The following is a 23,939-nucleotide window of genomic DNA, read 5'->3' on the forward strand; positions in this document are numbered from 1 at the left end:
CTAGCGCCGCGCGGCCTTCTGCACCGCGCTGAACAGCTGGTCGGCGTCGAACGGCTTGCGCAACGCCGTCCACGGGAAACCGGGGTCCTCGTCCTTCGAGACGGCGTGGCCCGAGGCGAAGATCACGCCGATGCCGGGACACAGCCGCACGGCCTCGCGCGCGAGGTCCATGCCGTGCATCCGCGGCAGCGTCAGGTCGGTCAGCAGCACGTCGAATGGCTGCGCGCGCAGCGCCTCCAGCGCCGCGTCCGGATCGGCCACCTTAACCGGCTCGTGGCCGCACATCGTCAGCAGCAGGCCGACCGCCTCCAGCGAATCGACGTCGTCGTCCACCACCAGCACGCGCGTGGCCGCCGGCTGGTTCTGATTTTGGTCCCGGCCTTCCCGGTGCGGCCCGGCCGCGTCCGCGCGCGATGCATCCGCCGCCCCTTCGGCCGCGTCCTCGCTCGCGCCCGGGCCGAGCATCAGCCGCAGCTTGTAGGCAAGCTGCTCGCGGCTGTAGGGCTTGCTGAGCAGTTCCACGCCAGGGTCCAGCCGCCCGCCGTGGACGATCGCGTTCTGCGTGTAGCCCGAGGTGAACAGCACCTTGAGGCCGGGCACCATCTGCACGGCGCGGCGCGCCATGTCGGGGCTGCGCACCGGCCCCGGCATCACCACGTCGGTGAACACCAGGTCGACGTGGACGCCGCTGCCGATCACGGCCAGCGCCTGCTGCGCGTCGTTGGCCTTGAGCACGGCATAGCCGAGCCCCGCCAGCATGTCGATCACGGTCGACTGCACCGACAGGTCGTCCTCCACCACCAGGATCGTCTCGCAGCCGCGCCGCAGCGAGCCGGAATGCGTCGGGCGCGGGTCGGCGAGCGCCTCGGTGGAGCGCGGCAGGTAGATCTTCACGGTGGTGCCGTGGCCCACCTCGCTGTAGATGCGGATGTGACCGCCGCTCTGCTTGACGAAGCCGTAGGCCATGCTGAGGCCGAGCCCGGTGCCGTGCCCCTCCGGCTTGGTGGTGAAGAACGGTTCGAACGCGCGGTCGAGCACCTCGCGCGTCATGCCGGCGCCGGTGTCGGTCACGGCCAGCATCACGTACTGGCCGGCCGGCACGTCGGGCACGCTCGCCACGTAGCCGTCGTCGAGCATCGCATTGGCCAGTTCGAGCGTGAGCTTGCCGCCGTCGGGCATCGCATCGCGCGCGTTGATGGCGAGGTTCAGCACCACGTTCTCGAGCTGATGCGGATCGACCTGGGTGTTCCAGAGGCCGCCCGCCACCACCGTCTCGATCTCGACCGGCTCGCCGAGCGCCTGGCGCAGCAGGTCGTCGATGTTGCGCAGCAGCCGCGCCGGGCTGATGACCGCAGGCTGCAGCGGCTGGCGGCGCCCGAACGCGAGCAGGTGGGACGCCAGCCGCGCGCCGCGATCGACCGCGCCGATCGCCTTGCCGAGCCGCTCGCGCGACCACGGGTCCGGTTCGTGGCGGCTCAGCAGCAGTTCGAGATTGCCGCGCATCACCTGCAGGACGTTGTTGAAATCGTGCGCGACGCCGCCCGTCAGCTTGCCGATCGCCTCCATCTTCTGCGCCTGGAACAGCGCGGTGCGCGTCTGCTCCAGCAGTTCGGCCGCCTCGCGGCGCTCGGTGATGTCGCGCGTGACCTTGGCGAAGCCGATCAGCTCGCCCTCGTGGCGGATCGCGTCGATCACGACGTGCGCCCAGAAGCGGCTGCCGTCGCGCCGCACGCGCCAGCCCTCGGCCTCGAAGCGGCCCTCGCGGCGGGCCGTCTCGAGCCCGCGCATCGGCACGCCGGCGGCGGCATCCTCGGCGGTATAGAAGCGCGAGAAATGCGAGCCGATGATCTGCGCGTCGGTGTAGCCCTTGATGCGCTCGGCGCCGGCGTTCCAGTTCGCCACGTAGCCATCGGGCGAGAGCATGAAGATCGCATAGTCCACGACGCCCTGCACGAGCAGGCGAAAGCGCCGTTCGCTCTCGAGCGCGGCGTCGTGGTCGGCCTTCTTGTCGGTGATGTCGCGGACCACCTCGACGAAGCCGGGCAGGCCGCCGTTGCCGTCGGACAGCGCCGTGATCACGATGTTGGCCCAGAACGGCTCGCCGTCGCGGCGCAGCCGCCAGCCTTCCCTGGCGTGCCGGCCGTCGGCGACGGCGGCGGCCAGCGCCGCCTCGGGCGCCCCGGCCGCGCGCTCCGCGTCGCGATACAGCACGCTCACGTGCTGCCCCACGATGTCCTCGCGCCGATAGCCGTGAATCAGCTGGCCGCCGCGATTCCAGCTGAGGATGCGGCCGTCCGGCGCCAGCGCGCAGATCGAGTAATCCTCGGTAGTCTCCATCCAGATGGCCGGCCAATGCGCGGCCAGGGCCGATCCGACTTCGATTCGATTCGTCATGATTCCGACAACCCCAGACACGTCGGCAACGGCGGCGGCAGACCGGCGTCTGTCCGCTCGACGGCGTTACCGGCGCGTTGCCATTTCGTTGCGCAAGCTGCGCTCCCCGGGACGGGGCGACGCCTCGCATCGAGGGCGCCGCCGTTCGTCCTTCCTCCGCATTCGTGATTTTCCGGACTCCGCCATCCGCAGCGAGCGGACGGTTGCCGTGTCGAGGGTCGTGACCCGGAACGGCATACCGAAAATTTCCCCGCATTGTGTCATTTTTTGGACGCCACGCCGACCGGCCCGCGCGGACGCGCCATGTTCCGAGGGCGCGCACGCCAGCCGGACGATCCGGGAATGCGTGCGTGGGGGGAGCGCGGCGCCGCGCGATCCGGCGAGGACCGGCGGCGGCATCGCGTCGGGGGAAGCGAAGACGAACCGGGAGAACGAGCGGCACGCCGCGCGCGAACCGCCGGCGTGCCGCGTCCGGCAAGGCGCCGGGTCGATCGAATCGAAACGGGACAAATCCCGGGCACACGCCGCGCCGGCGGCGCGCGGCCTACGCCGGCTCCATGCCGAACGCGCGCTTCGCGGCTTCGGCCTGCGGCGAGGCGAGGAAGGCCAGGAACCGGCGGGCCGCGCCCACGCGCGCCGGCGCCGCCGTCGTGCCCAGTGCCGCGCCGAACACCGTCACGGCCTGCACGGCATCCGGCAGCGGCCCGAGCACGACGATGCCGGGCTGGCCGAGCAGCTCGCTGCCCTGCTGGAAGCCGAGTTCGGCCTCCCCGCTCGCCACCAGGCTCGCCACCGGCACGCCGGGGCGCGCCTGCACGAGGCGCGCGGCGATCGCGTCGGCAAGCCCCCAGCGCGCGAACAGCGCTTCGAGATGGCGCCCGCTCGGCCCGGTCGAATATCCGATCGAACGGCTGTCGGCCACGGCCTGCCGCACCGCCTGCTCGGTGTCGATCGCGGGACGCGTCGCGCCTTCGCGCACGGCCACCGCGATCCCCGAGCGGGCCACCGCCACCCGGCTCGCGGCATCGACGCGCCCGGCCTGTTCGAGGCTCGCCAGCGCGTCGCCGGCCAGCGCGACGAGATCGAACGGCTCGCCCTGCGCGACGCGGCGCGCGGCTTCCACGCCGCCCACCGATTCGACGGCGACGCGCTGCCCGGTGAGCGCGGCATGCTGATCCGCCAGGCGCTGCAGGATCTGCCGCGTGGCCATGGACGAGATCAGCGTGAGCGGCGGCGCGCCGCCTTCGTGGGAGGTCATCGGTGCCGGCGCTCCCTAGTCGATGTAGCGCAGGCCGGCCTGCGCGAGCGTCTCGCGCATCTTGTACATGTCGAGCCCGAGCACGCCCGAGGCAAGCCTCGCGCGCTTGTCGGCCTCGTTGGCCTCGCGCGCCGCGGCCTTTTCCAGCACCTCGGCGGCACGCGCGCGCGGCACCACCACCACGCCGTCGTCGTCGGCCACCACCACGTCGCCGGGCGTGACGAACGCGCCGGCGCAGACCACCGGCACGTTGACCGAGCCGAGCGTCGCCTTCACGGTGCCCTTCGACGAGATCGCCTTGCTCCAGACCGGGAAGTCCATCTGCTTGAGCACGGCCACGTCGCGCACGCCGCCGTCGATCACGAGGCCGCGCGCGCCGCGCGCCTGGAAGCTGGTGGCCAGCAGGTCGCCGAAGAAGCCGTCGGTGGTGTCGGCGGTGCAGGCCGCGATCACCAGGTCGCCGGGGCGGATCTGCTCGGCGGCCACGTGCAGCATCCAGTTGTCGCCGGGCTGCAGCAGCACCGTGACGGCCGTGCCGCCCGCCTGCGCGCCGGGATAGATCGGCCGCATGTAGGGCTTCATCAGGCCGACCCGGCCCATCGCCTCATGGACGGTCGCGCTGCCGAGCGCGCCCAGCTTCGTCGCGACGTCGCCGTCCGCGCGTTCGATATTGCGATACACCACACCGAGTTCGTACATGGTCACATTCCCTTGCGTTTGAGCGCCGCGTCGAGCCGCGGATAGACGCGCCGCGCGTTGCCTTCGTAGATCTGCCGGCGAGTCGCCGCGTCGATGTCGAGCGCCTCGATATAGCGCCTGGTGTCGTCGTAGTAATGCCCGGTCTCGGGATCGATGCCGCGCACCGCGCCGATCATCTCGCTCGCGAAGAGGATGTTGTCGACCGGGATCACGCCGGTCAGCAGGTCGATGCCGGGCTGGTGATAGACGCAGGTATCGAAGAACACGTTGTTGAGCAGGTGGTCCTTCAGGAGCGGCTTCTTCATCTCCTGCGCGAGGCCGCGGAAGCGCCCCCAGTGGTAGGGCACCGCGCCGCCGCCGTGCGGGATCACGAACTTCAGCGTCGGGAAGTCCTTGAACAGGTCCGAGGTCAGGCACTGCATGAACGCGGTGGTGTCCGCGTTCAGGTAGTGGGCGCCGGTGGTGTGGAAGCAGTGGTTGCAGCTGGTGCTGACGTGGATCATCGCCGGGATCCCGTACTCGACCATCTTCTCGTAGATCGGATACCACGAGCGGTCCGACAGCGGCGGGCTGGTCCAGTGGCCGCCCGACGGATCGGGGTTCAGGTTGATCGCCACGTTGCCGTACTGTTCGACGCACTTCACGAGCTCGGGAATGCAGGTCCTCGGATCGACGCCGGGGCTCTGCGGCAGCATCGCGGCCGGCGTGAAGTGGTCGGGGAACAGCTGGCTCACGCGATAGCAGAGCTCGTTGCAGATCGCGGCCCAGGTGCTGGACACCTCGAAGTCGCCGACGTGGTGCGCCATGAAGCTCGCGCGCGGACTGAACACGGTCAGGTCGAGGCCGCGCTCCTTCATCAGGCGCAGCTGGTTGGTCTCGATCGACTCGCGCAGCTCGTCGTCGCTGATCTTCAGCTCCGACACGGCCGGCTTCCGGGCCGGATCGGCGATGCCGGCAATCTGCCGGTTGCGCCACGCCTCCAGCGCCTTCGGCGCGGTCGTGTAGTGGCCGTGAATATCGATGATCATTTGCATTCCTTATCGTGGATACGTCGAACCGGACGAACGGGGCGCGCGGGTCGGGCCATCAGACCGGGCCGCGCGCGGGCCGTCCGCGCCGGTCATGGCGTGGCGTCGGTCCCGCCCGCTTCGCCTGCTTCGTTCTGGTCCCATGCCAGCGCGCCGGCCGTCTTGCCGGCCACCGAGTACAGCGCGCCCGGCGCGTTGCGCGTGCGCTGGAACGCCTCCAGCGTTTCGCCGCGCATCGCCGCGTAGATGTGCAGGTTCGATACGCCCGTCACGGCGCCGAGCTTCTCCAGCACGAAGAAGATCACGCCGTAGTGCAGCAGGCCGCGCCAGTCGCGCCGGCGGATCAGGTCGCGTTCCTGCTCCGAGAGCCCGGCCGCCTCGAAGCTGGCCTCGGGGTCGGCCGTGAACGCCGCGCGATGCGCGGGCTCCACCATGCGGTGCAGGTACTCGTTGATGCGGTACGCCTTCACCGCGGTCTCGATCGAGAACGGATAGGTGCCCTCCAGCCGCTCGATGCCGTCGAGCTGCGCGGCCATGTGCCGACGATGGCGTTCGACGGCGGCAGGCACCGGCGCCTGCTCGACGCTCTCGAACACGGCCGTGGCGATGCCCGCCATCGACGGCAGGTAGTAGCTGCGATGCTTGCACTCGACGCTCGCCGACAGCGCGCCGCGCATGGTCAGCCACATGATCACCTCGGCGCCCTCGAAGCCGCCGAGCGTCGCGTATTCGGCGATCGTCATGTCGGCGAGCTGTTCGGGGTCGTGCTGGAACAGGTCGAGGAAGCGGTGATCCCAGTCGGTGTCGTTGAAGCCGGCGCGCTCGCCGTGAACCTGGTGGGACAGCCCGCCAGTGGCCACGATCGCCACGCGCAGATCCTCCGGGTAGCTCTCCACCGCGCGCCGCAGCGCCTGGCCGAGCTTGTAGAAGCGCCGCGCGCCCGGCACCGGCAGCTGCAGCACGCCCATCTGCAGCGGCACCAGCCGCACCGGCCAGGCGGGATCATGCGGGCACAGCATCGACAGCGGCGAGAAACAGCCGTGATCGAGCTTGCGGTTCTGGAAGAACGACATGTCGAACTCGTCGGCCATCAGCGACCGGCCGATGTGCGCCGCGAACGCGGGATCGCCCTGGATCGGCGGCAGGTCGCGCGCGCCGCCGCCCTCGTCGGCCACTTCCCACTGCGGCCCGACGCCGAGCGCGAACGCCGAGTAGTGATCGAGGAAGAACGACGTGACGTGGTCGTTGTAGATCAGCACCAGCACGTCGGGCCGCCTGTCCGCGAGCCAGTCGGCCAGCGGGGCGAAATTCTCGAAGATCGGCGCCCAGACGGCGTCGTCACGCCTGTTCCTGTCGAAGGCGAAGCCGATCGTCGGGGTGTGCGATGCGGCGATGCCGCCAATGATCCGGGCCATACTCGCGTCCTGGTTGGGCGTGCCCGACGCGACCGCCGGCGGGCAACAGATAAACGTATGAGATATGACGCGCCGCCCGGCGTCAACACACCGGATCGCGAAAAAGAACCGGAAAAAACCGCCACGAAGCGCCGCCGCGCCTCGCCCGCGCGGCGTTTAGGTGGATCGGCCAGACCGGGGTCGATAACTATTTTCGAAGGGTCCGCATGCAAAAGGCAAGCTTCGGCGCGGCGGTGCCGGGATAGCATTGGCCTTTCCGATATCGCCGGTGCCGCGCGGGCGATCGCCGCCGCGCCGCCCGGCCACCGAGCCTCGCCATGAACCACGCCGCCCCTTCCCCGCAGCCGGTCGCCATCGTCGGGTTCGGCGAAGTCGGCCCGATCCTCGCCCGCGCGTTCGCGGACCAGGGCCTCGCCGTCGCCGCCTACGACATCGAGCTGGATCACCCCGATACGCGCGAGCCGATCCTGCAGCGCGCGCGGGCCAGCGGCGCGCAGGCGGCCGACAGCCTCGCGGCGGCGCTGCACGGCGCGCAGCTGGTGTTCTCCGCCGTCACGGCGAGCCAGGCCGGCGCGGTGGCCGCCGCCTGCGCGCCGCTGCTCGGCGCGGGCCAGGTGTTCATCGATCTGAACTCGGTGTCGCCGGCCGTCAAGCAGCGCAACGCCGAACTGGTCGAGGGCGGCCACGCCGATTACGTGGAAGCGGCCGTGATGGCGCCCGTGCCGCCGCACGGCATCCGCGTGCCGATGCTGCTCGGCGGCGCGCGGGCGGCCGAACTGGCCGGACGCCTGAACGGCCTCGGGATGCGCACCGAGGCGGTGGCCGATGCGGTCGGACTGGCCTCGGCCATCAAGCTCTGCCGCAGCATCATGATCAAGGGCATGGAGGCGCTGTGCGTGCAGTCGATGCTCGCGGCCAACGCGTTCGGCGTCGATGCGCGCGTGCTGGCCTCGCTCGCCGCGAGCTTTCCCGGCACCGGCTGGGACAGCGGCCACGAGGCCTACCTGATCGGCCGCGTGGTGGAGCACGGGCAGCGCCGCTCGGAGGAAATGGACGAGGCGGCCGCCATGCTCGACAGCCTCGGCATGTCGGGCGCGCTCGCGCGGGAAGTCGCCGCGGTCCAGCGCGAGCAGGCCGCGCGGGCCACGGCGCTGCGCGCCGCGCTCGACGCACGCGGCGCGCTGCCGGCCTGGCGCGACCTGCTGCGCCGCGAATGATCGCGCGCCGTCGGCGGCGCCGGCGGTCGCCGGCAACCGTCGCCAACCGGCAGGAATCGGCACGAATCGGCCCCCTCGCGGGGCACCGCGCGCGACGCCGCAACCCCACATGAATCACGAGGAGACCCGTTTCATGGCTTCATGGCTGAAACAACTGACGACATCGGAAAAGCGCACGTTCTGGGCCTGCTTCAGCGGCTGGGGGCTCGACGCGATGGACACGCAGATGTACGCGCTGACCATCCCGACCCTGATCGCGCTGTGGGGCATGACGCGCGGCCAGGCCGGCATCCTCGGCACCACCGTGCTGATCATGGCGTCGATCGGCGGCTGGATCGCCGGCATCCTGTCGGACCGCTACGGCCGCGTGCGCATCCTGCAGCTGACGATCGCGTGGTTCTCGCTGTTCACGTTCCTGTCGGCCTTCACCGATTCGTTCTGGCAGCTGCTCGTCACGCGCAGCCTGCAGGGCATCGGCTTCGGCGGCGAGTGGGCGGTGGGCGCCGTGCTGATCAGCGAAACCATCAACCCGCAACTGCGCGGCCGCGTGGTCGGCGCGCTGCAGGCGGGCTGGGCGATCGGCTATGGCATCGCCGTGCTGCTCACCACGCTGCTGCTCAGCACGCTGGAGCCGAACCTCGCCTGGCGCGTGCTGTTCGCGCTCGGCGTGGTGCCGGCCGTGCTGGTGCTCTGGATCCGGCGCAACATCGAGGAGGCGCCGGTGTTCACGCGCGAGCGCGCCACGCTGGAGGCGGCCGCGCCGGTCGGCATCTGGGAGGTGTTCAGCGGGCCGAGCCGGGCCACCACCGTCAAGGCGATCCTGCTGACGCTCGGCATCTACGGCGGCAACTACGTGATGATCACCTGGCTGCCCGCCTACCTGAAGCTGGTGCTGAACCTGTCGATCACCCACGTCGGCGGCTATCTGGCGATCAACATCCTCGGCTCGTTCGCGGGCGCGTTCCTGAACGGCTGGATGGCCGACGCGTTCGGCCGGCGCAAGACCTTCGTGATCATCGCGTGCCTGCAGGCGGTGGCCGTCAGCCTCTACACGATGGCGCCGATCAACCTCGCCGCCACGCTGGTGCTCGGCTTCGTGCTCGGCACGCTGCAGTCGGGCACCGCGGCCGGCACCGGCGCCTACCTGGCCGAGCTGTTCCCCACCCGCATCCGCGGCGCGGCGCAGGGGCTGTGCGGCAACGCCGGGCGCGCGATCGGCGCGGTGATGCCGACGCTGGTCGGGCTCGTCAGCACGCGCACCGGCCTCGGCGCCGCGATGGGGCTGTGCGCCGGCAGCGCCTATCTGATCGTGGTGGTGGCGGCGCTGCTGCTGCCCGAGACGCGCGGACGCGACCTGGCGATGGTGGAGTGAGCCGGCGCGGTGGCGCTTGGGTCTGACGCGCCGCCGGTTACCCCGTGGCTATCGCCCGGGCGCGTGCGTGGCCGCCAGCCCGGCCGCCGGCCGCGCCGGCGCCGCGCGCAACTCGCGCCCGAGCGCATCGAGCCGCCGCGCGCCCTGCTCGAGCACCCGCTCCAGCCGCCGCGCCCGTTCCAGCAGGCGCTCGATCGCGGCGCGCGCCTGCCCGGCCGCGTGGTCGGCCGCGAGCGTGGCGCGCTCGAGCACGGCCTCGCGCAGTGCCGTGTAAAGGCGCTGGTAATCGACCTCGATTCGCTGCCCCGCATCGCCCACCACCCGTTCCTCGTAACCGGTGCCGTCGCGCAGCTCGATCCGCGCGCCGGACGCGTCCCGCGCGTCCGGCGGGCCGGGCACGATCAGGTAGTCGCCGAACTGCGCCGCAATCGCGTCGACGAGCGCGCCGTCGAGCGCCGCCGCCACCGAGCGGCACAGCGCCGGCACGTCGCGTGCCGCGGCATGGGCGTCGAGCGCGCGCGGCAGCGCCGGCAGCACGCGCCGCACGATCTCGCGCCGCGATTGCGCCTGCTGCGCGTCGAGCCGCCCGGCCGCCTCGTGTACGAGCGTCGTGAGCCGCGCCAGCATCGGCCGCAGTTCGTCATGCAGCGCGCGCGACAGGTTCTCGTCCAGATGATGCAGCGCCACCTCGGCGTGCTTGCGGCGCTTGTAGGCCAGCGCCGGCCCGCTCAACGCATGCAGCGCCACATAGAGCCGTTCGAATCCCGCCGCGGCCAGCGCTTCGCGATCGGCGTCGACACCGGCTCCGTCCGCCACCTCGGGTGCCGCCGGCTCGCGCGCCATGCGCACCGACACCGACACGGGCGCGGCCAGCCGCGACGCGTCCACGCCCAGCGCGGCGAGCTTGTCGGCCGCGCGCGCCGTCACGTCGGCCTCCTGCAGCGCGCGCCGCGTCGCGCTCTTGTTGGCGAGCTGCCTGACGAGCCGGCCGTCCCGTTCGTCCTCCTCGTATTCGTCGCTGCGCGTGAGCACCGGCAGCAGCGGCTTGCCGCGATGCAGTTCGAGGCCGAGATCGTCGAGCTCCTGCACCTGCCCCGGCGAGGCCGAGCTGGTCAGCCAGATCACGCCGTCCGCGCTCTCGATGAAGCGCCGCGTCAGCGCCGCGTTGTCGGGCGTCACGGAATGCAGGCCGGGCGTATCGAGCAGCACCAGCCGCGCGCCCAGATACACGCCCTGCAGTTGCGCGGTGGTTTCGGTCTCGCCCTCGCGAAAGCGTCCGGCGCTCGCCACGAGCCGGCCCGCCTCGACGCGGAAATACCGCACCGCCTTGCCGTGCGCGGCGAAGCGATCGGCCAGGAAATTGCAGAACGAACTCTTGCCGGCGTTGAACTTGCCGAACACGAGCAGCATCGCGCGATCCTCGAACTGCCCGGCCAGCGAGCGGGCCGCCTCGATCGACGTCCACGGCCGCGCGCAGGCCGGCGCGGCGGCCCGCAGCACCGCGTCGATCGCCGCGCCCTGCCTGGCGAGCGCGCTGCCCTCGTGCAGTCCGTCGGTGCCGAGCCGGGCCTCGCGCAGGCTCGTCTCGCGCTCGGCCAGCCACGCATCGAACGCATCGAACGCATCGAACAGGCCGGACAGGTCGCGCGCGCCGAACTCGAGCCCGTCGGCGGCGTCGATGAAGCGCCGCTCCTCGCTCGCGCGCGCCGTCATGCGCCGGCCCGCCATGCGTCGATGGCGGCCACCGCCCGGGCCGTCGCGGCACGGGCCTGCTCGCGCCCGGCCAGTTCGCCCGCGAGCGCCACGCGCTCCGCCGACAGCTCGTAGTAGTGCGTGAAGTCGCGCCGCAGCCGGTCGCGGCCGGCCGCCTCGCCGAACATGCGGCGCAGGTCCTCGCGGAATTTCACGGAGATCCCCATCACGGCGATCATCACCGAATGGATGCTGCTCGCCGCCTGCGCGCGCCCGGGCGGCAGCTCGGCCACGCCGAGCCCGGCGAGGAAGCCGTCGATCTCGATGCAGGCGCGCGAATAGGCGATCTGGATCTGCCCGCGCTCGCGCTTGCCGGCGGTGCTCGCATAGGCATCGCGCGCCGTGTCGGGCACGCTCGCGTGATCGGCGCCGAGCGTGTCGAGCATCGCGCAGAGCCGCGCGCCGACCTTGTCGATCACGCCGCGCAGGCCGAGGTCGAAGCTGTCGCGCTGCTGCCGCTGCCGCTCGCGCAGCGTCGCCAGCGCCGCGTCCTGTTCGGCGCGCAGCGCGTCGAGCTGCGCGGCGATCTCGGTAGATAGCCGCGTGGCCTCGTGGGTACGCGCGGCCGGCACGCGTTCGAGCGCGGCACGCAGCGCCGCCTGCAACGCCGGAATCCCGCTGCGCTCGATCAGCAGGCGCTTGCCGCCCTCCTGCCCGTTGCGATGCCGCGCCGACGACACCCACCACGGCTCGGCCGCCGGCACCTGCGCGCCGATCGCGGCGGCCACCCGGGCGAGCGCGTCGTCGTCGGCCAACTGGTCGATCTGCGACAGCACGAAGAAGGTCCGGCGTGCGGTGCGCGCGTCGTCGTCGAGCAGGGCCGCGAGCCACTGCCGCTCGCGCGCGTCGAGCTCGCCCTCCTTCGCGGCGTGAACGAACAGGCGGATGTCGGCATACAGCCGGACCGCGCGCAGCGCGTGGCGATCGTCGGCGCCGGCCACGTCGGCGTCGAGCCCCGGCGCATCGAGCCAGCGCACGCCGAGATGCCGGCCGTCCGCCAGCGCCACGGTTTCGCGCCGGTCGGAGACGGCGAACAGCGGCTTGCCGGCCAGCTCGTTGAGCAGGCTGCTCTTGCCGTGGTTGTACTTGCCGACGACCGTCACCACCGGCTCGCCGCCCTCGGCCAGCCGCGCGAGCCGCGCCAGGTCGTCTGCGCGCGCGGGCAGCACGGCCAGCACGTCGCGCAGCGCGGCGTCGTGGATATCAGTGGACACGCAGCTTCCTCCCCGGCGGACATCGATCGGCGGGCGGCGGCGGGACGCGCCGCCCGGTTGGGCCTCTGGTCCCGGGCGGCGGGATCAGGCCGCAAAATCCGGCAGCAAAAATCAGGCGGCGGCCGAGGCGCGCCGGCGCTGCACGATCTGGTTGTCGCGGCCGCCCACCAGCGCGGTCAGCACGATGTCGAACTCGATCGCCCGGTAGGCGTCGTCCTTCAGGCCGAGCGCCGCGCCGCCGGTCTTCTCAACCACATGCGGGATCAGCGACTCGCGCGTGGCATAGGCGAAATCATCCCAGATCAGCGGATCGCCCTCGATGTTGAACTGCGTGGTCAGCTTGCGGTGCGTGTCGCTGGTCACGAAGAAGTGGACGTGCGCGGGACGGTTGCCGTGGCGCCCGAGCCCGTTCAGCAACTGCTGGGTCGCGCCGTGCGGCGGGCAGCCGTAGCCGACCGGCATCAGCGTGCGGAATTCGTAGCGGCCGTCCGCGCCGGTGCGCACGGCGCCGCGCAGGTTGAACGCGGTCTGCGTGCCGGTCGGATCGAAATGCGAATAGAAGCCCTTCGAGTTGGCGTGCCAGCACTCGATCACGGCGCCCGCCACCGGCCGGCCGTCCGGCCCCTTGATGGTGCCGTGGATCACGAGCGGGCCGGCGTCCTCGTCGGCGTCGAGGTCCATCTTCGCCACGCCGTCCCGCACCGGCGCGCCCGCCACGTAGAGCGGGCCCTCGATGGTGCGCGGCGTGCCGCCCGCGATGCCGGCCTCGCGGTCCTCGGCGTCCATGCGGATGTCCAGGTACTTCTCGAGGCCGAGGCCCGCGGCCAGCAGCGGCGCCTCGCCGTCCCGGCCGAGCTGGTTGAGGTAGTTGATGCCGGCCCAGATTTCGTCGGGCGTGATGTCGAGCTCGTCGATGGCGTGGAACAGGTCGCCGAGCAGGCGGTGGACGATGCGCTTGAAGCGCGCGTCGCCGCCGTCGTCGTCGAGGTTCGCCGCGGCCCTGAGCAGGGCCTGCGCTTCCTGCGTCTGGGATACCTGAACGTTCATGGGCTTGTCTCCGTGTTGGTATGGGGGATGGCGCGCCGACGGCCTCAGGCGTCGCCGTCGCGGACCGACGACGGGTGCCGGCACAGCGGCATGACCGAGATCGTCATGTAGGGGAACAGTGGCAGCGCGCTCAGGATCTCGTGCAGCTCGGCGTTGCTCTCGACGTCGAACACGCTGACGTTCGCGTACTCGCCGGCGATGCGCCAGAGGTGGCGCCACTTGCCGCTGCGCTGCAGCTGCTGCGAATAGGCCTTCTCGCGCAGCTTGATCGCGTCGGCGACGTCGGCGGGCAGCCCGGGCGGCAGCCTGACGTCCATGCGCACGTGGAAAAGCATCGTGGGGTTCCTTTCGATCGGTGGAAATCAGCGGGTCACGCGAATCAAGCCGTCGCGCGTGAAGCGGCGCAGCTTCGCCTCGTCCAGCTCGATGCCGAGGCCGGGGCCGTCGGGCACCGTCAATTCGAAATCGCGATAGTCGAGCGGCGCGGTGAGGATCTCCTCGGTGAGCAGCAGCGGCCCGAACAGCTCGGTGCCCCATTGCAGGTTCGCGAAGCTCGCGAACAGGTGCGCCGAGGCGATCGTGCCGACCGCGCCCTCCAGCATGGTGCCGCCGTAGAGTTCGATGCCGGCCGCGTCGGCCACCGCCGCGACGCGCTGCGCCGCGAACAGGCCGCCGCTCTGCTCGATCTTCACGGCGAACACGTCGGCGCCGCGCTGCCGGGCGATCTCGAACGCGCTCTCCGGGCCTTGCAGGATCTCGTCGGCCATCAGCGCGACCGGATAGCGGCGCATCAGGCGCGCCAGCGCGGCGGGCGAGGCCACCGGCTGCTCGACCAGCTCGCAGCCCGCCTCGGCCAGCGCCGGGATCGCGCGGGCCGCCTGCGTCTCGCTCCAGGCCATGTTGACGTCCACCCGCACCGTGCCGCGCCCGGCCAGCGCGCGGCTGATCTCGGCCACGTGACGCACGTCGGCCTCGACCGGCCTCGCGCCGATCTTCAGCTTGAAGACGCGGTGGCGGCGCGCCTCGATCATCCGCTCGGCCTCGTCGATGTCGCGCGCGGTGTCGCCGGAGGCGAGCGTCCACGCCACCGGCAGCCGCTCGCGCCGGCGCCCGCCGAGCAGCTCGCTCACGGGCACGCCGAGCCGCTTGCCGTGCGCGTCGAGCAGCGCCGTTTCCAGCGCGCTCTTGGCGAAGTGGCTGACGCGCACCAGCTTGCCGAGATGGGCCATCAGCGCCTGCACGCGCGTGGCGTCGCGGCCGATCATGGCCGGCGCGAAATAGGCGTCGATGGCGAGCTTCATCGCCTCCGGGCTCTCCGGCCCGTAGGCCATGCCGGCGATGGTGGTGCCCTCGCCGATGCCGACCACGCCGTCGCTGCAGAATACCTTCACCAGCATCAGGGTTTGCCCGTGCATGGTGGCCACCGACAGCTTGTGCGGGCGGATCGTGGGCAGATCGACGAGGGAGGTCTCGACGCGTTCGACGGTGGCGCGGGGCATGGCTGAAGCGGCGGAGACGGCGGAAGCGGAGTTCATGGCACCGATTTATACGGCGCGCGGCGGCGGCCCGTCCAACACCTTTTTCATCCCGCACGATACCTTTAAGATATCGTGCGCCGCGTCCCCCAACCCGCCGCCTCGCACGCCATGGATCTTCGCCAGCTTCGTTATTTCGTCGCCGTCGCGCGCGAACGCAACTTCACGCGCGCCGCCGCGCAACTGCACATCGCGCAGCCGCCGCTGAGCCGGCAGATCCAGCTGCTGGAGGAGGAACTCGGTGTGCAGCTGGTGATTCGCGACAGCCGGCCGGTACAGCTGACCGACGCGGGCCGGCTGCTGCACGAGCAGGCGATCCAGATCCTCGGGCGTGTCGAGCAGACGCGTGAAGCCACGCGGCGCGTGGGCCTGCACCAGCGCGCCGTGCTGTCGATCGGCTTCGTCGCCTCGACGCTCTACGGCGGCCTGCCGGCGGTGCTGAAGATGCTGCGCGCGCGGGCGCCGGAACTCGAGATCCGGATGGTGGAACTGATGTCGATCGAGCAGCTCGACGCGCTGAAGGCGGGCCGCATCGATCTCGGCTTCGGGCGCGTGCGCCACAGCGATCCGGGCGTGGCCGGCATCGTGGTCCACGAGGAGCGGCTCGCGGTGGCGGTGCCGAAATCCTCGCCGCTGGCCGGCACCGCGCAGCCGCTGCCGATCGGACTGCTGGCGGGCCAGCCGCTGATCGTCTATCCGAAGGAGCCGCGCCCCGGCTTCGCCGACCAGGTGCTCGACGCGCTGCACGGGCACGGCGTGGAGCCGGCCGAGGTCCATGAAGTGCGCGAGATCCAGACCGCGCTCGGGCTGGTGGCGGCCGAGTTCGGCGTCTGCCTGATCCCGGCCTCGGCCTGCCAGATGCGCCACGATCTCGACTACCGGCTGATCGACGACGAGCGCGTGAGCTCGCCGGTGATCCTCAATTACCGGCTCAACGACCGCTCCCCCTACATCGCGCTGGTCGAGGCGCTGATCGGGGAAGTCTATCGGTAGCGTGCGCCGGCGCCGGGTACGCCGCCGGCGCTTGCGCTGCCAGTTGCGCGAGATGATCTACGTGTGCCGGCCGGCATCCTGTCGGTACCGGGCGTCCACGGCGGCGTGCTCGACACGATGCCGTTCGGGGCCGCGATGGACGAGGGGCTGACGCTTCGCATGGGGCAGACGCAGGTGAACCGCTGGACCGGCGACCTGCTTGCGCGCATCGAGCGCGGGCAGATCGATCCGTCGTGCGTCATCACGCATTCCGTCCCGCTCGAGGACGGCCCGGGGATGTACGAGACGTTCCGCGACAAGCGCGACGGCTGCATCAAGGTGGTCATGAAGCCGTGAGCGCGCGGGTCATTCGTCGCGATCGAAACTGATCAGATGATCGCTGCGGGCGATGCGCCCGCCCTCCACCTTCACCGTGCCGGTATAGCGTACCCGCAGCCCGCCCGGCGAGCCGGGGGTGGAGCCCGCATCGCCCGCCGGCGGCGGCGCTACCTCGCCGGTTTGCGGGCACCGTGCCTGGGACGATTTCGGTTCGACGGATTGCATGGGTTCCTCCGGATGGATGCGCGTGGCGCGCGGGCGGCATGCCTTCATGCAATTTCCGGGCCAAGGTGGCCACACGGCGCGTGCCCCGTCGCGACGGGGCGGCGCGCCACCGGCACGCCCGCGGCGGGCTTGGGATTTTTTCCAGGCCGGGTAAAATGCCGCTACTTCGTGCCGTCCCACCCAGAACAATCATGGCCATGCGATACCGGAAGATTGCGCTCCGCGGGGTCGCGCCGCTCTGTCTCGGCGCGCTGGCCGCGATCGCGCTGGGCCGCCCGGGCGTCGCGCGGGCCGACTGCATCGACGAGGCCGCCGCGTTCCAGCACGTACACGTGGGCCTGATGCGGGCGATCGCGCAGGTCGAGTCGGGCACCCGCACCAACGTGATCAACCCGAACAGCAACGGCACGTTCGACATCGGCCTGATGCAGATAAACAGTTCGTGGCTGCCGCGCCTCGCACGCGAAGGCATCACCGAACAGAGCCTGTTCGATCCCTGCACCAACGCCTACGTCGGCGCGTGGATCCTCTCGGAAAACATTCGCCAATTCGGACCGACCTGGAACGCGATCGGCGCGTACAACGCGAGCGCGCCCGACAAGCGGCTCGCCTATGCGCGCAAGGTCGTCGACGCGGCCCGGTCGATCGTCAGCACCGCGGACTCCCCGATGCCCATTCTCCCGCCCTCCTTCACGCCGCCGCAGACCTACAACCCGTTCGCGAGCCTGGAGGTCAACCAGGTCAAGCTGGCCGCGCCGCGCGCCGCGAACGCACCGGGCGGCCTGCCGGCCGCGGTGCCCGCCGGCGCGCCGCCGTCCCCGATGATTTCCGCGGCGGCGCCCGGCCAGTACAACTTCGGCTGGGACATCAGCGGCGCGCCCGACGTCAAGCCGGTGCAGGTGTTCGACGACGGCACGAAGATCTATGCGCAGTTCAGCGACATGAAGCGCGTCCCGGCGATCTTCGCCGACACGCCGCACGGCCGCGCGGTGCTGCGCTGGGAATCGCAGCCGCCCTATGCGGTGATCGCGTCGCTCGAGCCCTCGCTGGTATTCCAGCTCGGCGGCGCCGAGGCGAAGGCCCGGCGCCGGCCCGACAACGCACCGCTGCCGCCGGGCATGCGGGCGGCGGCAGCGGCCGCCGCGTCGGCGCCGAGGCCGCGCGCCGCCGGCCCGGCGAGCACCGACGCGCTGTGGTACGTGTCGACGCCGTCGACGGTGTCGGGGCCGACGAAGCTGCCCGACGTCGAGACGCCGGCCAATACGATCACCAACGCGGCCACCAACGCGGCCACGTATGCCACGGCGCAGACCGCGCCGGCACCGGCCGCCACGCCCGCCGCCCCCGCGCCCGCCACGAAGCCGGCCGCCGATGCCCGCAACAGCACCAGCGCGCTCTGGTATCTGACGAAGTAAGCCCCCCTCCCCCCGCTGCGCCCATCCGCTGCCTACCGCCTCGCGGCGGGCAGCGGCATTGTCTCCGGAACGGCGTCTTTTTTATATATGACATCGTATAACTAGATCGCTATGATCCAGACATCCAGGGGCGACACCCTCGTCACCTTGGTTAAATTGCTAAAAAATTACTTAATTTAGACGAATAAAAACTAAACAGACGGGTTTTGAAAGCAATATGGAATCCAGCAAGGTGCCGGCAGCCCACCGTGCAATCCAAGTTGTATGACATCCTACAATTAAGGAGACAGCCATGAACGCAGCCCACTTCGATGCAGCAGCGCCTGGTGTGCGTTCAGTAGAACTTAACAAATACCTGACACCCAACCCTCGGCCCCGGCACCTCACGCGACGGCCCAACCCGCTTTCCCTCTTCTACTCGACAACAAGGAACGACATGATCCCGAGAACCCGCATCCGCACGGCCGTCACGGCCACCTTCGGCACGCTCGCCAGCCTGCTCGCGTTCGTTGCCGCGCCGGCCGCCCACGCGGCCAGTTGCGCGACGCCGCAATGGAGCAGCTCGCCCACCGCCAACACGAGCGCCCTGCAAAGCGCGATCACCCAATGCTCGGGCTCGAGCAGCAGCCCCGGCCTCATCGACCTGACCGTCAACAACGGCGTCTCCACGGCCGTCATCACGAGCGTGAACCTCGCCAGCAACATCGTGCTGAAGCTGGAAAAGGGCTTCACGCTGAAGGGCTCGCCGGGCCAGCCGTCGGGCGGCGCGATGCTGACCGGCAGCGGCCTCGGCAACGTGACCATCACCGGCACCGGCGCGATCGACGGCGACGGCCAGAGCTACTGGACGAGCGCGGTCGGCCAGAACAACACGGCGCGGCCAAAGCTGATCGCGCTGACGGGCTCGAACCTGCAGATCGGATCGAACTTCACCGACGCGGGCAAGCCGCAGGCGATCGTGGCCTTCCCGAGCACGTCGAACGACCCGGGCAACGCGCTCATCATCCGCAACTCGCCGAAGGAGCAGCTCGTGATCGAGTCGGGCTCGAAGAACGTGACGATCGATGGCGTCTGGATCTACGCGAACCCGAATCGCAACGCGAACGGCGACGATCTCGCGCCGAACACCGACGCGATCGACATCATCGGCACCCAGACGGCCACGATCCGCAACTGCCTGCTCGACACCGGCGACGACGACATCGCCATCAAGTCCAACGCCGGCGGCGCGGCCACCAGCAACGTCACCATCAGCCACTGCGTGGTGGGCGGCGGTCACGGCATCTCGATCGGCGGCCAGGAGGCGGCGGGCCACACGCTCGCGAGCCCGGGCGTCTCGCAGGTGACGGTCGACACCGTGCAGTTCAGCGGCACCGACTTCGGCTACCGGATCAAGACCGACCAGACCGCGAAGGACAGCGGCGCGACCACCGGCGTGAACTACCGCAACACCTGCATGCGCAACGTCCAGCAGCCGTTCCTGTTCACCTATGCCTACGCCTCGGGCACCGGCGGCGACCTGCCGATCATCGCGAACGTCGGCATCGACAACGTGATCGCCACCGCCACCAAGACGCAGGGCGCCATCGTCGGCCTGTCGAACAGCCTGATCGGCGTGCCGAAGTCGGGCGACACGGGCATCCGCATCACCAACAGCCAGATCACCGGCGGCAACGCGTTCACGGTCAGCAACGGCGAACTGCAGGTGGGCGGCCACAGCAGCGTGACGACCTCGATCGGCAGCAACGGTCAGGTGGTGCCGATCACCGACACGGGCGCAACGCTCGCGTGCCCGGCCTCGATCACGATCCCGGCGCAACTCTGAGCGGCGCATCAGGCTCTTTTGCGTCGCGCGCGTGCCGCTCCGGCGGCGCGCCGCTGCGCCGGGCCTGCTCAAAAACGGCACAGGTGTCCTGATCGAGCGCACCCGCGAGCCGCTCCGGAATCGCGGCGGGCCTTGCCCGTCGCGCCTTCCGGCCGATGGTACGGTTCCTGCAACGGACCGGTGGCAGCAACACGATCCCCACCTACCATCCGGAGCAACCATGAGCTACCTGAGCATCGCCGACCGCACCGACAGCTTCTTCATTCCCTGCGTCACGCTGATCGGCGCCGGCTGCGCGCGCGAGACCGGCACGCGGGCGAAGTCGCTGGGCGCGAAGAAGGCACTGATCGTCACCGACGCGGGCCTGCACAAGATGGGGCTGTCCGCGACGATCGCCGGCTACCTGCGCGAAGCCGGCCTCGACGCCGAGATCTTCCCCGGCGCCGAGCCCAACCCGACCGACCTCAACGTCCACGACGGCGTGGCGCTCTACCAGCGCAGCGGCTGCGACTTCATCGTGTCGCTGGGCGGCGGCTCCTCCCACGACTGCGCGAAGGGCATCGGGCTCGTCACGGCGGGCGGCGGCCACATCAGCGACTACGAGGGCGTGGACAAATCGAGCGTGCCGATGACGCCGCTCATCTCGATCAACACCACGGCCGGCACGGCCGCCGAGATGACGCGCTTTTGCATCATCACCAATTCGCGCAACCATGTGAAGATGGCGATCGTCGACTGGCGCTGCACGCCGCTCGTCGCGATCGACGATCCGCGCCTGATGGTGGCCATGCCGCCCGCGCTGACGGCCGCCACCGGCATGGACGCGCTCACCCACGCGGTGGAAGCCTACGTCTCCACCGCCGCCACGCCGATCACCGACGCCTGCGCGGAAAAGGCGATCGCGCTGATCGGCGATTGGCTGCCGAAGGCGGTGGCCAACGGCGAATCGATGGAGGCGCGCGCGGCCATGTGCTACGCGCAGTACCTGGCCGGCATGGCCTTCAACAACGCCTCGCTCGGCTACGTCCACGCCATGGCGCACCAGCTCGGCGGCTTCTACAACCTGCCGCACGGCGTCTGCAACGCGATCCTGCTGCCGCACGTCTGCGAGTTCAACCTGATCGCGGCGCCCGAGCGCTTCGCGCGCATCGCCGCGCTGCTCGGCGCGAACACCGCGGGGCGGTCGGTAACCGACGCGGGCGCGGCGGCGATCGCCGCGATCCGCGCGCTGTCGGCCTCGATCGACATTCCCGCGGGCCTCGCCGGCCTCGGCGTGAAGGCCGACGACCACGAGGTGATGGCGCGCAACGCGCAGAAGGACGCCTGCATGCTCACCAACCCGCGCACCGCCACGCTGAAGCAGGTGATCGGCATCTTCGAAGCGGCGATGTAGGCGCGGCGGGCCGTGCCTGCATCCGGCCTCGCCCGTCCGGCGGCGGGGCCGTCGCCGCCGAAATCCTCCCCTGCCCCGGCGCCGTCCCTCATCCCTTTCCCGCCAATCACGAACCAGCCGCCGCGAACGGCCAACGGCACCCGCTCACGGCCCGCAACGGCACTCCCGCCGTGTCGCGGCATTTGACGCGGCCCGCGCGCACGGGGAACATGCGGGATCGGAGACTTTCCCACCGGCCGCATGAACAACACCACGCAGCAAGCCATCGTCCATCAGTTGCGCGAGAGGATCCTGAACGCGGAACTCTCGCCGGACCTGCGGCTCGTGGAGATCTCGAAGGACCGCCTCGACCTGGCGCCGAGCCACCCGCGCCTCGACGGCCGGCCGTCGTAGCCCCGCACGCCCGCGCCGCTCACGCCACCGACCTCGCCCCGCCCATGGAACCTCGCCGCGAACCGCCCAATCTCGCCCAACTGCGCGTCTTCAGGACGATCGCCGAGGTCGGCAGCGCGTCCGGCGCGGCTGCCCGGCTGCACCGCGCGCAGTCGGCCATCACGCGCTCGCTGCAGGAGCTGGAGCACTGGGTCGGCGAGAAGCTGTTCGAGCGCCGCGCGGCCGGCATGATGATGACGCCCGCCGCGCGCGTGGTGCTCAAGCGCGCCGACCGCGTGTTCCATGAACTCGAGGAAGTGGCGGCCTGGTGCCTCGCGCTGCAGAACGGCCGCCGGCCCACCACCGAGCGCCCGCTGCCGGCCTATCTGCTCAACACGCGCCGGCTGCAGTTGACGGTGTCGCTGGCGCGCCATCGCCACATGCCGAGCGCCGCGCACGCGCTCGGCATCAGCCAGCCGGCCGTGAGCAGCGCGATCCGGATTCTCGAGACGGGCGCCGGCATCCGGCTGTTCCACCGCCACGCGCGCGGCCTGGTGCTGACCACCGAGGGCGAGACGTTCGTGCTGCACATCCGCCGCGCGCTCAACGAGCTGCGCCATATCGAGGACGACCTGGCCGCCGCGCGCGGCGTGATCCAGGGCAGCGTGACGATCGGCGCGCTGCCGCTCGGGCGCACGCTGATCCTGCCCGCGGCGATCGCGCGGATCTCCGCGGCCTGCCCGCAGGTGCGGATCTCCACCGACGAAAGCGCCTACGAGACGCTGGTCGCCAACCTGCGCGCCGGCGACATCGACTTCGTGCTCGGCGCGCTGCGGCAGGACGATCCGGCCAGCGGCCTCGTCAACGAAAAGCTGATGTCGGAGGAACTCGTCGTGATCGCGCGCGCCGGGCATCCGCTCGCGAGCCTGCAAGACCTGACGCTCGCGCAGCTGGTGGGCGCGCAATGGATCCTGCCGCGCCCGAACGCGCCGGCGCGCGCCACCATCGACGGCATCTTCGCGCGCCAGCGCCTGAAGCCGCCGCAGCCCACCGTGGAGACGGCCGATCTCGCCGTGATTCGCGGGCTGCTGCTGGCCACCGACATGCTCGCGGTGCAGTCGGCCCAGCAGTTGCATTACGAATGCCGCTCCGGCGAGCTGAAGATCCTCGACATCGCGCTGAAGGGCACGCGGCGCGACATCGGCCTGATCATGCGCGCGGGCGGCACGCCGTCGCCGGCTGCGCGCGTGCTGATCGACTGCATCCGCGAGGCGCTGCGCGCCATGCCGAGCGCGGCGGCCCGGCCATAGCGGCCAGGTCGCCGGGCGCGTTGCCGGCGGCGGCCGGGATCACGTCGTTCGAGCGGAAGCAGCCGCGAAGCCGGGCCTTGGTAGAATCGGCCGGTTGCCACCCGACCGACGCCCGCCCGTGCCCGATCCCGTTCCTCATCTGCGCCGCGCCGGCGCCGCCGACGCCGGCGCGATCGCCGCGCTGCATACGGCGAGCTGGCAGGCCACCTATGCCCACATTCTTCCCGAGGACTACCTGCTCGGCGAACTGCCGGCGCTGCAGGCGCGGCACTGGCAAACCTGTCTCGACCGCGACGCGCGCGACCAGGGGCTCGTGATGCTCGCCGAGCACGACGGCGCGCCGATCGGCTTCGTCAGCGCCGAGCGGCCGACCGATGCCGCGCTCGGCGTGCTGCTCGATTCGCTGCACGTGCATCCGGCTCATCACGGACGCGGCGCCGGCACCCGCCTGATCGACGCGGTGCGCGGCTGGGCACGGGAACTCGGCGCGACGCGGGTCCATCTGTTCGTGCTCGAGGGCAACGCGCGCGCGATCCGCTTCTACGAACGCAGCGGCTGGACCCAGGCCGGCTCGGCGACGAGCCACATCGGCCGGACGCCGGTGACGGACCGCATCTACGTGATGCCGGCCTGATGCCGGCGTGAGCGCGATGAGCGGCACGGAGGCCGACGTCCCGACGGAATGAACCAACGCGGCCGGCGTCACCCACGCCCCGCTCCGATGCCCTTCCCCCGTTCACGCCGCGTCCGTTCGCGGCCACCCTGCGCCGCGCCGTGCGCCGGCCTGCCGGCCGTCCTGCTCAATGCCGCGCTGCTGATCGTGGTCGACCACGCCGGCATCGTCACCGCGCGCGGCGGGCTGCCCGGCCTGCTCGTCGAACTGGCCGGCCCCGGCCATCCGCCCATGCTGGGCGGCAACCGGGCGTTCCGGCAGCCGCTCCATATCGCCGCCGGCCGGCTGAGGATGGCGGCCTAGGCGTTCACGCCCGGCGCGTGGCGCGCGCCGCCCATGCTGAAGGGGCTGCTGGCCGCCGCGCTGGTCTGGCTGCTCGACGCCGTCGTGATCCCGCCGCTGCCGGGCCAGGGCTTCGCGGGCGCGCGCCTGCTCACGCCGCTCGGTCTCGCGAGATTCGCGGCCATCCACACGCTGTTCCTCG

Annotated in this window: 20 protein-coding genes and 2 pseudogenes; 10 read left to right on the top strand and 12 right to left on the bottom strand. The window is 71.1% G+C overall.

The features are described 5' to 3' along the window. The 5 genes from bpln_RS28285 to bpln_RS28305 all read right to left on the bottom strand — a co-directional run bounded on the left by bpln_RS28285 (position 1) and on the right by bpln_RS28305 (position 6,794). Positions 1 to 2,394 (bottom strand): PAS domain S-box protein, encoded by a 2,394-nt coding sequence (locus bpln_RS28285; RefSeq protein ID WP_055140674.1) that lies wholly within the window; start codon positions 2,392 to 2,394, stop codon positions 1 to 3. A 544-nt stretch (positions 2,395 to 2,938) separates the two neighbouring features. Beyond that, a complete protein-coding gene (locus tag bpln_RS28290) occupies positions 2,939 to 3,652 on the bottom strand; it encodes a substrate-binding domain-containing protein (RefSeq protein WP_055140675.1) in 714 nt (237 codons plus the stop codon). A gap of 15 nt (positions 3,653 to 3,667) precedes the next feature. Further along, positions 3,668 to 4,351 (bottom strand): 4-carboxy-4-hydroxy-2-oxoadipate aldolase/oxaloacetate decarboxylase, encoded by a 684-nt coding sequence (ligK, locus tag bpln_RS28295; protein WP_042628470.1) that lies wholly within the window; start codon positions 4,349 to 4,351, stop codon positions 3,668 to 3,670. Positions 4,352 to 4,353: 2 nt separating this feature from the next. Beyond that, entirely contained in the window at positions 4,354 to 5,379 is a 1,026-nt protein-coding gene (locus tag bpln_RS28300) for an amidohydrolase family protein (protein ID WP_055140676.1), read from the bottom strand. Positions 5,380 to 5,471: 92 nt separating this feature from the next. Next, complete coding sequence (locus tag bpln_RS28305; RefSeq protein WP_055140677.1) at positions 5,472 to 6,794, bottom strand: gallate dioxygenase; 1,323 nt, start codon at positions 6,792 to 6,794, stop codon at positions 5,472 to 5,474. A gap of 317 nt (positions 6,795 to 7,111) precedes the next feature. Here bpln_RS28305 and bpln_RS28310 point away from each other — a divergent pair, with 317 nt between their 5' ends. Next, positions 7,112 to 8,011 (top strand): NAD(P)-dependent oxidoreductase, encoded by a 900-nt coding sequence (locus bpln_RS28310; RefSeq protein ID WP_042628472.1) that lies wholly within the window; start codon positions 7,112 to 7,114, stop codon positions 8,009 to 8,011. A 133-nt stretch (positions 8,012 to 8,144) separates the two neighbouring features. Beyond that, positions 8,145 to 9,383, top strand: a complete 1,239-nt coding sequence (locus bpln_RS28315; protein ID WP_055140678.1) for an MFS transporter — start codon at positions 8,145 to 8,147, stop codon at positions 9,381 to 9,383. Between the two features lie 48 nt (positions 9,384 to 9,431). Here bpln_RS28315 and bpln_RS28320 read toward each other — a convergent pair whose 3' ends face one another. The 5 genes from bpln_RS28320 to bpln_RS28340 all read right to left on the bottom strand — a co-directional run bounded on the left by bpln_RS28320 (position 9,432) and on the right by bpln_RS28340 (position 14,895). Next, positions 9,432 to 11,096: a GTPase gene (locus bpln_RS28320; RefSeq protein ID WP_055141260.1), complete on the bottom strand. Its 1,665-nt coding sequence runs from the start codon at positions 11,094 to 11,096 to the stop codon at positions 9,432 to 9,434. After that, positions 11,093 to 12,349, bottom strand: a complete 1,257-nt coding sequence (locus tag bpln_RS28325; RefSeq protein WP_055140679.1) for a GTPase — start codon at positions 12,347 to 12,349, stop codon at positions 11,093 to 11,095. The genes bpln_RS28320 and bpln_RS28325 overlap by 4 nt, the downstream gene beginning before the upstream one ends. A 111-nt stretch (positions 12,350 to 12,460) precedes the next feature. Beyond that, a complete protein-coding gene (gene catA, locus bpln_RS28330) occupies positions 12,461 to 13,396 on the bottom strand; it encodes a catechol 1,2-dioxygenase (protein ID WP_055140680.1) in 936 nt (311 codons plus the stop codon). 44 nt (positions 13,397 to 13,440) lie between these two features. Next, entirely contained in the window at positions 13,441 to 13,731 is a 291-nt protein-coding gene (gene catC / locus bpln_RS28335) for a muconolactone Delta-isomerase (protein ID WP_055140681.1), read from the bottom strand. A gap of 27 nt (positions 13,732 to 13,758) precedes the next feature. Next, complete coding sequence (locus bpln_RS28340) at positions 13,759 to 14,895, bottom strand: muconate/chloromuconate family cycloisomerase (protein ID WP_055140682.1); 1,137 nt, start codon at positions 14,893 to 14,895, stop codon at positions 13,759 to 13,761. Positions 14,896 to 15,042: 147 nt separating this feature from the next. On the opposite strand from bpln_RS28340, the gene bpln_RS28345 reads away from it, so the two are divergent. Both bpln_RS28345 and bpln_RS28350 read left to right on the top strand, forming a co-directional pair. Continuing rightward, positions 15,043 to 15,924, top strand: a complete 882-nt coding sequence (locus bpln_RS28345) for a LysR family transcriptional regulator (RefSeq protein ID WP_055140683.1) — start codon at positions 15,043 to 15,045, stop codon at positions 15,922 to 15,924. Positions 15,925 to 15,967: 43 nt separating this feature from the next. Then, a pseudogene (locus bpln_RS28350) lies at positions 15,968 to 16,260 on the top strand (glutathione-dependent formaldehyde dehydrogenase); the annotation flags it as partial. 9 nt (positions 16,261 to 16,269) lie between these two features. On the opposite strand, the gene bpln_RS28355 reads toward bpln_RS28350, so the two are convergent. After that, on the bottom strand, positions 16,270 to 16,467 hold the full coding sequence (locus bpln_RS28355; RefSeq protein WP_055141261.1) for a hypothetical protein: 198 nt from the start codon (positions 16,465 to 16,467) through the stop codon (positions 16,270 to 16,272). Positions 16,468 to 16,658: 191 nt separating this feature from the next. Between bpln_RS28355 and bpln_RS28360 the strand changes: the two genes are divergently transcribed. From bpln_RS28360 to bpln_RS28380, 6 genes and pseudogenes are all read left to right on the top strand, one after another. Then, positions 16,659 to 17,882: a lytic transglycosylase domain-containing protein gene (locus tag bpln_RS28360; RefSeq protein ID WP_055140685.1), complete on the top strand. Its 1,224-nt coding sequence runs from the start codon at positions 16,659 to 16,661 to the stop codon at positions 17,880 to 17,882. Positions 17,883 to 18,318: 436 nt separating this feature from the next. Then, positions 18,319 to 19,707 (top strand): glycoside hydrolase family 28 protein, encoded by a 1,389-nt coding sequence (locus bpln_RS28365; RefSeq protein ID WP_055140686.1) that lies wholly within the window; start codon positions 18,319 to 18,321, stop codon positions 19,705 to 19,707. A 220-nt stretch (positions 19,708 to 19,927) separates the two neighbouring features. Beyond that, entirely contained in the window at positions 19,928 to 21,100 is a 1,173-nt protein-coding gene (gene mdh / locus bpln_RS28370) for an iron-dependent methanol dehydrogenase (RefSeq protein WP_042628480.1), read from the top strand. Positions 21,101 to 21,340: 240 nt separating this feature from the next. Continuing rightward, positions 21,341 to 21,430 (top strand): annotated as a pseudogene (locus bpln_RS38335) (GntR family transcriptional regulator); the annotation flags it as partial. 107 nt (positions 21,431 to 21,537) lie between these two features. After that, positions 21,538 to 22,782: a LysR family transcriptional regulator gene (locus tag bpln_RS28375; RefSeq protein ID WP_042628481.1), complete on the top strand. Its 1,245-nt coding sequence runs from the start codon at positions 21,538 to 21,540 to the stop codon at positions 22,780 to 22,782. Between the two features lie 118 nt (positions 22,783 to 22,900). Then, a complete protein-coding gene (locus tag bpln_RS28380) occupies positions 22,901 to 23,416 on the top strand; it encodes a GNAT family N-acetyltransferase (RefSeq protein ID WP_055140687.1) in 516 nt (171 codons plus the stop codon). Positions 23,417 to 23,518: 102 nt separating this feature from the next. Here the strand turns inward: bpln_RS28380 and bpln_RS36280 are convergent, their stop codons facing one another. Next, positions 23,519 to 23,926 carry a hypothetical protein gene (locus bpln_RS36280; RefSeq protein WP_148654212.1) on the bottom strand — a complete coding sequence of 136 codons (408 nt, stop codon included), beginning with the start codon at positions 23,924 to 23,926 and terminating at the stop codon, positions 23,519 to 23,521. Positions 23,927 to 23,939: the final 13 nt, after the last annotated feature.

Origin of the sequence: Burkholderia plantarii (assembly GCF_001411805.1) — a bacterium.
Classification (GTDB): Bacteria; Pseudomonadota; Gammaproteobacteria; order Burkholderiales; family Burkholderiaceae; genus Burkholderia; species Burkholderia plantarii.

Excerpts from the sequence above, each read along its gene's own strand:
- bpln_RS28285 (WP_055140674.1), bottom strand. The coding sequence starts at position 2,394 with ATGACGAATCGAATCGAAGTCGGATCGGCCCTGGCCGCGCATTGGCCG.
- bpln_RS28290 (WP_055140675.1), bottom strand. The coding sequence starts at position 3,652 with ATGACCTCCCACGAAGGCGGCGCGCCGCCGCTCACGCTGATCTCGTCC.
- ligK (WP_042628470.1), bottom strand. The coding sequence starts at position 4,351 with ATGTACGAACTCGGTGTGGTGTATCGCAATATCGAACGCGCGGACGGC.
- bpln_RS28300 (WP_055140676.1), bottom strand. The coding sequence starts at position 5,379 with ATGATCATCGATATTCACGGCCACTACACGACCGCGCCGAAGGCGCTG.
- bpln_RS28305 (WP_055140677.1), bottom strand. The coding sequence starts at position 6,794 with ATGGCCCGGATCATTGGCGGCATCGCCGCATCGCACACCCCGACGATC.
- bpln_RS28310 (WP_042628472.1), top strand. The coding sequence starts at position 7,112 with ATGAACCACGCCGCCCCTTCCCCGCAGCCGGTCGCCATCGTCGGGTTC.
- bpln_RS28315 (WP_055140678.1), top strand. The coding sequence starts at position 8,145 with ATGGCTTCATGGCTGAAACAACTGACGACATCGGAAAAGCGCACGTTC.
- bpln_RS28320 (WP_055141260.1), bottom strand. The coding sequence starts at position 11,096 with ATGACGGCGCGCGCGAGCGAGGAGCGGCGCTTCATCGACGCCGCCGAC.
- catA (WP_055140680.1), bottom strand. The coding sequence starts at position 13,396 with ATGAACGTTCAGGTATCCCAGACGCAGGAAGCGCAGGCCCTGCTCAGG.
- catC (WP_055140681.1), bottom strand. The coding sequence starts at position 13,731 with ATGCTTTTCCACGTGCGCATGGACGTCAGGCTGCCGCCCGGGCTGCCC.
- bpln_RS28340 (WP_055140682.1), bottom strand. The coding sequence starts at position 14,895 with ATGCCCCGCGCCACCGTCGAACGCGTCGAGACCTCCCTCGTCGATCTG.
- bpln_RS28345 (WP_055140683.1), top strand. The coding sequence starts at position 15,043 with ATGGATCTTCGCCAGCTTCGTTATTTCGTCGCCGTCGCGCGCGAACGC.
- bpln_RS28355 (WP_055141261.1), bottom strand. The coding sequence starts at position 16,467 with ATGCAATCCGTCGAACCGAAATCGTCCCAGGCACGGTGCCCGCAAACC.
- bpln_RS28360 (WP_055140685.1), top strand. The coding sequence starts at position 16,659 with ATGGCCATGCGATACCGGAAGATTGCGCTCCGCGGGGTCGCGCCGCTC.
- bpln_RS28365 (WP_055140686.1), top strand. The coding sequence starts at position 18,319 with ATGATCCCGAGAACCCGCATCCGCACGGCCGTCACGGCCACCTTCGGC.
- mdh (WP_042628480.1), top strand. The coding sequence starts at position 19,928 with ATGAGCTACCTGAGCATCGCCGACCGCACCGACAGCTTCTTCATTCCC.
- bpln_RS28375 (WP_042628481.1), top strand. The coding sequence starts at position 21,538 with ATGGAACCTCGCCGCGAACCGCCCAATCTCGCCCAACTGCGCGTCTTC.